Source organism: Catenulispora rubra, from assembly GCF_015356825.1.
GTDB classification, from domain to species: Bacteria; Actinomycetota; Actinomycetes; order Streptomycetales; family Catenulisporaceae; genus Catenulispora; species Catenulispora rubra.
Map to the genome: position 1 here is coordinate 1 of NZ_JAACYW010000357.1, position 11,164 is coordinate 11,164.

Sequence of the window (11,164 nt, forward strand, 5' to 3'; positions counted from 1 at the left end):
CGTCATCCGGCCGTCGATGTAGTCGCGGTTGATGGCCCGGGCCACGGACGCCGCGCCGAACCCCGAGGTGCCGTCGGTCGACTCCGAACCGTTCTCGGACGCCCACAGCGGCTTGCCCAGGCTCTGCGCATTGGAGGTGCTGTCGCACGTTTTGAAGTCACCGTTGTAGCCACAGGGGTAGTGGACGCCGACGATGTCGACCGCATTGTTGAACGCCGGGTCGCTCACCATCGCATCGGCGACATCCCAGCCGCTGTCCGCCGCGACGACTTTGGTGGCCGCGTGGCCGTTGGAGACCAGCGCGCCCTTGAGCTTCTCATACCAGGTCTTGTCGAATCCGTTCTCATTCCAGCCACCGACGTAGTCGATGCTCAGGTTGTGCTGGGCGGCGCAGCCGAACCAGGACATCAGATAATTGATCATGTCGGTGGACCAGAAGTACGGCTGGCTGCCGCGGTTGGGGTTGTTGGCGTCGTTGACCCCGATCCACCCGGGTGCGCCCCAGGCCAGGCCGTAGAGCTTGATGTTGGGGTTGCGGGCCTTGGCCTGCTCGGCGAGCCACCACTCGTAGCCCTGGTTGCAGTCCACGACGCCCGCGGAGTGCTCGATGCTGGGTTCGGCGCCGTCGGTGGAGTTGGTGTCGCCGCCGATCTCGATCTTCAGGACCTGCAGCGAGGCGCCGTAGCCCGGCTTGAACAGGTAGTCCAGCAGCTGGCTGCGCTGCGGCTCCGGATAGTCGATCAGCAGGCGGGAGTTGCCGCCGCCGCCGGATATCGCCCCGACTCCGTCGAAGACCAGGCCGGCATCGCGGCCGTCGACCGCGATCGAGGTGGACGTCGTGGCGGCGTGCGCGCCTGTCGGCAGATACAGGCCGGCAAGTGCGGTCAACAGCGCCAGGACGATCCCCAGCACCGATCTTCGATGAGCCCTCGGACTGTTGAAGTACGTGGACATGGACCGAACTCCTGTTTTTTGATGTGGGCGAGGATGGTGGCTCAGATGGGGGTGACCGTGACGTCGTCGAAGTAGGCGTTGCCGCCGCCAGTCGCCTTGTAGCAGTAGACGGTCGCCTGGGTCGTGGCCGATCCGGTGCTGAACTGGACCGAGGCGGCGGCGTAGGACGTGGACGTGATCGCGACGCTCGTCTCGGTGCCGCCATAGTTCTTCACGCCGAGGTAGGCCTGGTCTCCGGACGTGGCGACCCTGGCCCAGCCGTCCACGCGGTAGGTGGTGTTCGGCTGCACTGTGATCGTCTGCTCGGCCGAGGCCGGACCTGGTCCGACGCGCAGAGCGTAGGTCCCGGTCCGGGCCGCTCCGGTGACCACCGAGGCCGAGTTCCACGCGTACCAGGGCGACAAGCTTCCCGTCTCGAAGCCGCCGTTGCCCAGCACCGAGCCGACCGTCATGTCCAGGCTGGTGGTGAAGGGCCGGTCGTAGACCTCCAGGTTTCGGATGGACGCCCACGCTCCGGCGGGAAGACCGGTGACGGTCACCCGGACGTACCGGGCCCGGGTCGTGAAGGCCGCTGTCTGGACCTGGCCGGTGTCGGTGGTCGTGGTCAGGTCGGCCACGGTGGTCCAGGCGGCGTTGTCGGCGGATCCCTCGATCCGGTACCGGTAGGAGGTGTTGTCGAACTCCCACACGATGCGGGTCCCGGTCAGGGTCCTGACGCTTCCGAGGTCGACCTTGAGCCAGTGTCCTGTCGCCCCGTCGGCGGCGCACCAGCGGGTGGCGGTGTCGCCGTCCACCGCGTTGGCAGCGAGGTTGCCGTGGGAGGTCTCGACGCTGTCAGCGGTGGCGGTCTTGCCCTGGGCGATGTCGCCTGGGGCGACGGCGCGGTCCAGGACGACGGCGATGACGGTGTCGTCGGGGTAGCGGGTGCGGTCGATACCGGTGACGGTGACCGAGCCGTCAGGCCCGGTGGTGAAGGCCAGGGTGTTCTTGGAGACCACGTCGTAGACCCGCACGGCCTTGGCGTCTCCCAGCAGCGGCGTGGTGAACGAGGTCCCGGTGTAGCCCGGGAACAGGTGGACGTAGACGGTGTTCGCCTTGTAGGTGAAGCCGTACTGGCCGTCGACCGGGTTCCAGGGACCGCCTCTGGTGTTGTAGACGGCTTCGGAGTTCGCAGTCATGAAGCCGCCGAGCCGGCGCAGCAGCGCGGCCTGGTCCGCCGGAACCGCCCCGTGGCGGTCCGGTCCGACGTTGACCAGCGCGACCATGTCACGGACGAACGTGTTCGCCAGGACGGCCATCGCACTGCTGAAGCTCATCGCCGGTGTGTTGCTGATGCCCCAGGAACCGCCGACGGTGAAGGCCTTCTGCACCAGATCGCCGGTGCGGATCGGCCCGGTGGGGACGTTGCCGCCCTCTTCGACACCGTAGTCGCCGATCCAGCCCGAACGCGAGGTCACGGAGGCGTTCGGCTGGTACTGCCGGACCAGCCCGGACAGCCCCAGCGGCTTGCCGGTGCCGGACTCGGTCGCACCGTAGGGGGCGTCGACCAGCCATCCGTTGGCCGGGTCGCGGTACCGGCCGGGCTCCCAGAAGTACGCGGCGTCGGCATCAGTGCCCTGCTCGGCCAGCCAGCCGCCGTCCCACCACAGGTCGTCGATGGCGCCGTACTGGGTGACCAGTTCCTTCACGGACTGGTAGACCTCGTTCTTCATGATCCGGGCGTTCTCATGGTGCGCCGGATCGGTGACATAGCCCCACGGGTTCGCGGCGCAATTGGTCCCGGTGACGTCGTAGTAGCCCGGGTAGCGCCAGTCGATCGGCGAGTAGTACAGCCCGACCCGCAGTCCGGCGGCCCGGACCGCCGACACGTAGGCGGCGACGAAGTCGGTGCTCAGCGGGGCCTGACCGCACGTCCAAGCGTTGGGGTGGGTGGCCGGCCACAGGGCGAAGCCGTCGTGGTGCCGGGTGGTCAGCACGGTGTATCCGGCGCCGAAGTCCTTGGCCAGCTGGGCCCAGTCGGCCGGACGGTAGGCGTCCGCGGTGAACTGCTGCGGACTGGCGACGGTGACGAAGTTCTTGTAGGTCTCCGGTGGGATCGCGGCGTTGTGCTCGTACCACTCCCCCTGCGCGGGGCCGGCGTAGACGCCCCAGTGGATGAACATCCCCAGACGGGAGTCGCGCATCCACTGGATCTTCGCGTCCGACTGCTGGGTGAGGCCGAGGTCGGTCTGCGGGACACGGACCGGGGAGATCGGCAGGGCAGAACCCTGCGATCCGGTGACGGCTGCCGCGGCCGAGGCGGGCAGCGCGATGCTGCCGGCCACTGCGGTGGCCGACAGCGCGGCCATTCCGGTCAGCACGGTTCTTCTGGATGGGGCGGGGAGTGGCACGACTGCCTCCACAGGGATTCATCTGATGTCTGGTAGGCCGATTGTGAGTGTCGGCCCCTGTTGTGCTTGCGTCAAGAGATGTGCGCGTCGATCCGAATATCGAAAGATCCGACGTTTTAATGGTCTGGCATGAACTCCGCGCATGGCTGAGAAACCCGGCGCCCGCGCGCCTCGGGCGAGGCGGGCGCCGGGTTCGTCAGGCGACGTCGAGGCTTGAGGAAGCTCTACCTTGTTGCAGGAGATCCTCGCCGGACGCACAGGTCACAGAAATTCGCGGAAACAGGCCGACCTGCTGTCGGCAGTGGACCGTCCGGCCTCCCGTGGCCGGGGCTGTGCCGCCGCCCGCGGCTGCGCCAGTCGCGGGCGCACTGAGAGGGCGGAAAGTGACAATTCGCGGCGCGGCTGTACCCATTGGCGGCGAAGCCGCAGTCCCTATGAGCGGCGCCTGGCGTCGCCAGGAGGGCCTTACAGCCAACCAGGATGCGCAGCCCACCTGCCTAGGCAGTGTTTCTCTGCCGCGGCCAGCAGGGCCTTGCCCTAGACCGTTTCGCTGGTTGTCGAGGTCAGCCGGCGGTTCCGTATACCGCAAATCGTCACTTTCCACCCTCTGAGTCCAGACCTGGGTTTATGGTGCACAGCCAGGTTGTCCTCTCGCAGCGGCGTGCGCGGTCCGTCCGGTCAGTTGATGTTCCATTGCTGCAGCGCGGAGTTGGTGTTCGTCTGCTGTGTCACGGGCGAGAGGTCGGCCGTGGAGGCGGTGGTGAGCAGGAGTCCGCTGTGGGCATTGGTGAGGGTGTAGGCGCCGTTGGCGAGTTTGGCGGGGTTCCAGTGCTGGTTGGCGGCGCCGGTGCAGGTCCACTGGATGACCTTCGCTCCGGGGTTCGTGGACCAGTCGCCGTCATCCACGCACAGTCCTGATTCGGCGTTGACGATCTGGTAGGAACCGTCGCTCTGCCGAGTGAAGACCCAGTTCTGGTTGGCTCCGGCGTTGGGGGTCCAGGTGATGAGTTGGCTGCCCGGCGTGGTCGAGTGGCCCGGGTCGTCCAGCGCCTTGCCGGAGGCGACCATCGTGTGTGTGCCGTTGAGGTTGGTCGTGCCGGTGCCGATCTGGTTGACGGTCAGGGTCTGCTCTGTCCCGGTCCGGGTGCCGCCGACCGGGTCGCCGGTGGTGTTGGTCCAGAACCGGACCGGCGTGGTCTCGGCCAGGCGCGTGGGGTCCGACGACAATCCGAGCACCAGTCCGCTGTAGCGGTTGACTAGGCGGTACGTCCCGGACGGGGACGTGTTCTTGACGATGAACCACTGCTGGCCGACCGTCCCAGTACTGCCCGACAGCGCGGTGACGGTGGGTTTGGCCGCCCAGGCCCGGCCCGCGTTCGACCCCGAGTCGACACCGAGGGCCTGGCCGGTTCCGGCGTCGGTGATCCGGTAGGAGCCGTCGCCGTTGGCGGTGAACTGCCACGCCTCCAGGCTCGATCCGGTGGGCGAGGCGTCAGAGGTGGTCGCGGAGCTGCCCGAGGCCTGGGCCAGCAGGCGGCCGTTGCCGCCGGCGATGGTGTAGGTCTTGGCCGGGTCGAAGGGTGCTGCGGCCGGCGCGCTGGAGGTGATGGTCTGGGTGGTGTACTCGCTGCCGTAGGTGTGGCAGCCGAATCCGCAGTAGGCGCGGAACGTTTTGCCGATGAACGCCGAGCTCGTCAGGTTCGCGGGGTCCAGGAACCACCGGTACCAGGACGCCTCCGTGTAGCTGCCGGTGTCGCCGATAAGGTGCCACTTCTGCGTCGACAGGTCGTCGGTCACATAGTAGCGCTGCGACTCGGTGCCGGATTGCGCGACGGCTTCCGGCGCGCCGATGTACAGGCCCAGGTAGGCGTCGTAGGCGATGTTCATGACGAACAGGTCGGACTTCGGCGGCAGAGTCCCGGCTGCGACCTGCTGGTCCACGGTGCCGGTGTGGTTCGGGTCGTAGTCGCCGGAGACCGGGGTGTATCCGTTCGGGTTCGACGCGGTCACCGGGACCTGGTTGGATTCCAGGCCGCCGACGCCGGGTTGGGACCAGGAGCCGTTGTACCACTTGGACCAGGAGCCGGTCGCCATCTTCGAGGAGATCGGGGCACGGGCGACATGGGCCAGTCCGTCGAAGCCGCCGCCGGCGTCGGCCTTGCCGACGATGCGCGAGCCGTAGAAGACGTAGAAGTAGCCGGAGGCGTAGTCCACGAACAGCCGGGGGTCGCCGTCGCCGTAGTCGAAGGTCTGGTTGGGGAAGGCGGTACTGTCGCCGCGGGTGGTGCTGTACGGCGAGGTGATCGCGTGGCCGACGATGCTCCAGGTGTGTCCCTGGTCGGTCGACTTGGTGTAGTCGATCGCGTCGTAGTGCGAGAACGAGTAGGCGCCGAAGGGCTCCGGGGTGAACTCGTTGTGCACCAAGCCGTACCAGTCGCCGGTGTCCGGGTCGACCCAGGTCCCGATCAGGTCGCAGAAGTTCCGCTGGGAATAGGACCCGGTGTCGGTGGTGTAGGTCGAGTTCACTCCGGTCACGCTGTTGTTGCAGCGCCAGGTGGTGTCGTCGTTCCGGTCCTGGGGGTTGGCGGGGTTCACGGCGCTGCTGATTCCGGCCGTGTGCACGCTGCCGAAGTTGGAGCCGGTGAAGAAGTCCCAGGCCCGGCCTTGGGAGGCGCCGTACAGGGAGTGGGACAGCTGGGTGTAGAACGTGCCGTCTTTGTCGGTGTACATGCTGGCGGGGCTGTCGTCGTACGGCGAGGACGACACCGGGGATCCGACGCTGATGGTGTAGGTGGCCGACGGCGGGGTCGCCGACGCATTCGGGGCGAGCGCCGTGGCGGCCATGGTCGATGCCGCAGCAACGAGCGCGCACACGAGTCTTGCTCTTGCTCTTCCTCTTCGGGATGGCACTGTGACTCCCTCGTTCGTGGTGGCGATGAGCACGGTCCCCGTAGCAGTTCCTTGATGTTCTGAACCGATCGGTCGTGCCGCAGGCGGCGCCTACGACAGGACCCAGTCCTGGTTGGCCCCTCCGTCGGTCGGCCACTGGCCGACGGCCGCGCCGATCGCGGTGGAGTTGTTGAGGACGTCGATGGCCTGGCCGCTGCCGAGGTTCACCAGCTCGTAGTCGGCGTCAGCGGCGGCGGTGTAGGGGCCGACCGCGTCGAACGCCCACTGCCGGCCGGGGTCGGCGATATCGCACGTCGACTGGCCCAGTTGGACGCCTGCGGCGATCGAGTCGTTCGACGGCGCCAGGCACAGGCCGCTGTTCACGTTCCTCAGGGTGTAGACGTTCCCGGCGACCCGAGTCAGGGTCCACTGCTGGTTGAGGCCGTGGTGGTCGGTCCACTGGATGATCCGGCCGCTGGTGTCTTTGGACGCGCCGCTGACGTCCATGGCCAGGGAGCTCTGGCGGTTGGTCAGGTAGCTGCCGGCCGCGGCGCCCGGGTTCGAGGTCCCCGACCAGGTGCCGGCCGCGACGTCGAGGGTCCAGGAGTTCTGCCAGCCGACGTTCACCGTGGTGCCGGAGATGGTCAGCGGCAGCCAGACCAGCGGCGAGGTGCCCAGGTTCGCGGTGTCCCAGCGGTCGCCGGCGTAGATGTAGGTGGTGCCGGCGCTGCCGGTGACCGGGATGATGTTCGCGGTCTGGGTGTTGTAGGTGTTCGTGCCCGCCGGAGCGAAGTTCTTGAACGCCGACCACGTCCCGGACAGCGACGCCGCAGTCGCGTAGACGTTGTCGTTGGTGCCCCAGCCGCTTTGGTGCGAGAGCAGCAGGTAGTAGGTGCTGCCCGCTTTGGCCATGGCCGGCGACTCGTAGCCGATGCCCGCCGGCAGAAGGGCGACCGCGCCGGCCACACTCAGGTAGTCCGCGGACAGTCTGTCGATGCGAGTTCCGTCGGGCCGGTCGTCGGACAGCAGGTAGGCGCTGCCGTCGGTGTCCTGGAACAGGTTCATGTCAAGGCTCTGGAAGCCGAGTGGATTGAAGCTGCCCTGGTAGGTGTACGGGCCGCAGGGCGTGGAACTCACCGCGACACCGACCTTCCGCTCCGTGTAGTCGGTGTTGTCGATGTGCATGTACATCACGTACTTGCCGGTGACCGCGTTGTGGACGACCTTGGGCCGCTCCACGATCCGGTTCGGGCCGAGATCGCCGGCGGCCTGGCGAGCCAGGGCGACGCCCTGGTAGGTCCAGGTGGACAGGTTCGTCGAGCTGTAACACGGGATGTCCTGGAAGGACGTGTCCCCGGACGCCTCCCCGGTCTTGTCCTCGCCGTAGGCGTACCAGGTGCCACCTGCCTTGACGATGCCGAGACCGTGCATCTGCAGGGGGTGGCCGTTCTGGTCGGTCCAGGCCGCGCCCGGAGTGAAGGCGGCCGACGTGCCGGCCTGCGCCGGCTCACCAGCCCAGAAGAGGCCGGCGAACACCGTGACGAGCGCGAGGAGAGCCGGCACCCACCGGCCACGCCGTCGTTGGCCGACCGGTGCGGTCGAGCGCGCTGGGATCACCTCCGGCACCGCTCGTCGATGAGCCCTGGGCCTGTTGAAATACGTGGACATGGATCCGACTTCCTCCCTTGGACCTGAGACCCTCCGTACCCGGCCCCCCGCGGCGGCAGCGAGTTCTCATGCGTGAACTTGATCGTTTTCTGACTGTATTTGCTCGATATTCTTCATGTCGGGAATATAGGCGCCATCAATGAGCACGTCAACGAACAGCTTTCCCTGTTAAATGAACATGAACGCTCACAACTTCTGTGTTACACGGTTGCAGGGCCGTTCATTTCGCTGACACGGAAAGGTGTCATAACAGGGCGAAACCGGCATGGCCTGGCCGTGAGCGTACCGGCCGTCGCTCCACCGGACTGCGCGCTTGCCCGCACCGCCTTGGCGTGCCGACTCGGCCGATCGTCAAGTGGGGAGCAGGGCGCTGATCGCCTGGGCCAAGCCGGCGGTAAGGGCGTCGAAGTCCCAGCGGGCTCGTACGGTGCCGGTGGCGTCGAGCGGCAGCCTCGTCGGGACGCGGGTGACGCCTTATTGCGGGCCAAGGAGCAGCCTGGATCCGAGATCAGACGGATCTGGTCGAGATTCCAGCCGTAGTAGGTGTTGGTGAGCGTCTTGTGGGCCGCGCCGCTCTCTTCGACGATCTCGACGGAAAGGCCCTTGCCGCCGTATTGGTTCCACAGGCGCAGGTCCAGGACGACTTGGCCGCGTGAGCGCGTGCCGATGGTGTCGGGCCGGGTGTTCAGGAACGACGCCAGGCGCACGGAGTCTCGGATACCACCGGTCGTCTCAGTAGATCGGCCGCGGCCGCGGTCTGGGACGGTGCCGGGGCGTGCGCGCAGTGCCGTGTGGCGGCCGCGACCACCACCAGCGCCAGCAGCAGGAGGACGGCCGCGTCTCATCGAGGCGCCCGGTTCCGGTGCGCTCGCTTCTCCTGTCATCACCGTGCTCCACGGCTGATGCAAAGACTGGATCGTGCAGCAGGCCCGGAACATACTGATGGACCTCGACGACGCCGCAGCCACGATGAAGTACCTGATCCACGATCGGGACGCCTTCTTCAGCGCGGCATTCGACGCGGTATTCAGTGCTGCGGCGTTGAGACAATCCGGACCGTGATCCACGCCCCTCGACAGAACTCGATCATGGAACGCTGGTTCCGCAGTTTTCGGCAGGCTCAATCGGTACCACGACGCGGTGTGGTAGGCGCCGGTGTCGCCGGGCAGCGTCCACTTCTGGCTGGTCAGGTCGGCCGTGGCGTAGTACTTCTGGGGGTGCGCCGACGCCGGGCTGGGTCCACGCGCCGTTGTACCACTACTGCCAAGTGCCGGTCGCCATCTTGCCGGAGATCGGCGCGCGTGCGACGTGGGCGAGGTCGGCGGTGCCACCGTCGGCGCTTGCCTTGCCGACGATCCGGGTGCCGTAGAAGACGTAGAAGTACCCGGACGCGGTGTCGACGAACAGCCGCGGGTCGCCGTCACCGTAGTCCCACGTCTCGTGCGGGAACGCGGTGGTGTCGTTGCGGACGGTGCTGTACGGCGAGGTGATCGCGTGGCCGACGGTGGTCCAGGTCAGGCCCTGGTCGTGGGACACGGTGTAGTCCAGGCCGTCGTAGTGCGAGAACGAGTACGGGCCGAACGACTCGGGCGTGAACTCGTTGTGGACCAAGCCGTACCAGTCGCCGGTGTCCGGATCGATCCACGTGCCGACGATGTCGCAGTAGTTCTTCTCCGCATAGCTGGCGGTGTCGGTGGTGTAGGTCGCGCTCGCACCGGTGGGGCTGTTGTTACAGGCCAGGTCGTGTCGTCGTTGCGGTTGTTGGAGTTCGACGAGTTGACGTAGGTGTCGCGGGTGGTGTCGTCGGTCGCGTTGTCGAAGGTGGTGCCGGAGTACCACTGCCGTCGCGATCGAGGTAGGCGCCGTCCGGGGTGTCGTTCGAGAGGTTGTGCTGCACGATCGCGCCGACGGAGATCGAATAAGTGGCGGGTGTCGCAGGGACGGCCACACCGGCCGGCCGCTGGGAACCGGCGGCGGTTCCTGCGGTGGCGACGGCCATCGCTACGCCGGTGAGGGCTGTGAGCGACTTGAGAGCTGTGGAGGTTCTTCGGGGGCGGAACATGCGGGCGCTCCTTCCACCGGCGCGTGAGGCGTGTTCGTTATCTCGCGGGACGCGGCCGAAGTCGAGCACTTTCAAACAGAGTCCAAGACCTGCTGAGAAAAACACAGGTTCCGAGCGTTCGCCGAGCTCGGATGACTCGACGCCCCCCGCGTGGCGATGAATATCAGGTTTCGACCTGTTGACGTCCCACTGACTACGCGCCTATGGTGCGCGATTACGAGCGGATGCGGGGGAACTCAATCGAATCTGTTTAACCATGTTTGAACCCATGGAGGCCGTGATGGTCCGAAGATCCACCCGTCGCTTGTCCTTGGCGACAGTCCTCACCCTTCTCGTCAGCGCCCTGATCGGCTGGCTCCCGCCAGCCGCACATGCCGCCACCACAACGATCACCGTTGACGGCACCAGTTCCGGGCGGGCGTTCGACGGCATCGGAGCAATCTCCGGCGGCGGCGGCAACTCCCGCCTGCTGATCGACTATCCCGAGCCGCAGCGCAGCCAGCTGCTGGACTACCTGTTCAAGCCCGGCTACGGCGCGAGCCTTCAGATCCTGAAGCTCGAAGTCGGTGGCGACACCAACTCCACCGACGGCGCCGAGCCCAGCATCGAGCACACCCGAGGTGTCGTCGACTGCAACCAGGGCTATGAGTGGTGGCTCGCCGAGCAGGCCAAGGCCCGCAACCCCAACATCAAGCTCTCCGCCCTGACCTGGGGCGCACCGGGCTGGATCGGCGGCGGGAACTTCTGGTCCACCGACATGATCAACTATCTGATGGACTGGTTCGGCTGCGCGGCGCAGCACCACCTGACCATCGACTATGTAGGCGGATGGAACGAGCGCAGCAGCTCAGCTTCCTGGGCCACACAGGCGTCCTGGTACGAGAGCCTGAGGAACACGCTGAACGCTCGCGGTTACGGCGCGACGAAGATCGTCGCCTCCGACGACGGCTGGGATGTCGCCGACGCGATGGCGGCGGACCCCGCGTTCAAGAACGCGGTCGACGTCGTGGGCGTGCACTATCCCTGCGGCTACAACAGCCCGTTCACCTCGTGCGTCCCCACGTCGTCCAACGCGGTCAGCCTGGGCAAGCCGCTGTGGGCCTCCGAGAACGGTTCGGAGTCGACCGACGGCACCTCGGGGTTCGGCGCGGCGTCCGTGGCCCGGGCCATCAACCGCGACTACATCGACGGCCGGATGACC

General features: G+C 66.9%; 6 protein-coding genes. 1 reads left to right on the forward strand and 5 read right to left on the reverse strand.

Translation table 11 applies throughout. The annotated features are described in order from the left end of the window. From GWK61_RS48440 to GWK61_RS48460, 5 genes are all read right to left on the reverse strand, one after another. The coding region (locus GWK61_RS48440; RefSeq protein WP_499704038.1) for a glycoside hydrolase family 30 protein at positions 1-954 on the reverse strand (954 nt) is incomplete at its 3' end. A gap of 41 nt (positions 955-995) precedes the next feature. Further along, positions 996-3,314, reverse strand: a complete 2,319-nt coding sequence (locus GWK61_RS48445) for an alpha-L-fucosidase (protein WP_194920252.1) — start codon at positions 3,312-3,314, stop codon at positions 996-998. 708 nt (positions 3,315-4,022) lie between these two features. After that, complete coding sequence (locus GWK61_RS48450; protein ID WP_194920254.1) at positions 4,023-6,188, reverse strand: RICIN domain-containing protein; 2,166 nt, start codon at positions 6,186-6,188, stop codon at positions 4,023-4,025. A gap of 156 nt (positions 6,189-6,344) precedes the next feature. Further along, a complete protein-coding gene (locus GWK61_RS48455; protein WP_323748099.1) occupies positions 6,345-7,796 on the reverse strand; it encodes an RICIN domain-containing protein in 1,452 nt (483 codons plus the stop codon). A 1,362-nt stretch (positions 7,797-9,158) separates the two neighbouring features. Next, positions 9,159-9,740 carry a hypothetical protein gene (locus tag GWK61_RS48460; protein WP_194920257.1) on the reverse strand — a complete coding sequence of 194 codons (582 nt, stop codon included), beginning with the start codon at positions 9,738-9,740 and terminating at the stop codon, positions 9,159-9,161. 503 nt (positions 9,741-10,243) lie between these two features. Between GWK61_RS48460 and GWK61_RS48465 the strand changes: the two genes are divergently transcribed. Then, a partial coding sequence (locus tag GWK61_RS48465) for a glycoside hydrolase family 30 protein (protein ID WP_499704041.1) occupies positions 10,244-11,164 on the forward strand: 921 nt, incomplete at its 3' end.

Excerpts from the sequence above, each read along its gene's own strand:
- GWK61_RS48450 (WP_194920254.1), bottom strand. The coding sequence starts at position 6,188 with ATGGCCGCCACGGCGCTCGCCCCGAATGCGTCGGCGACCCCGCCGTCG.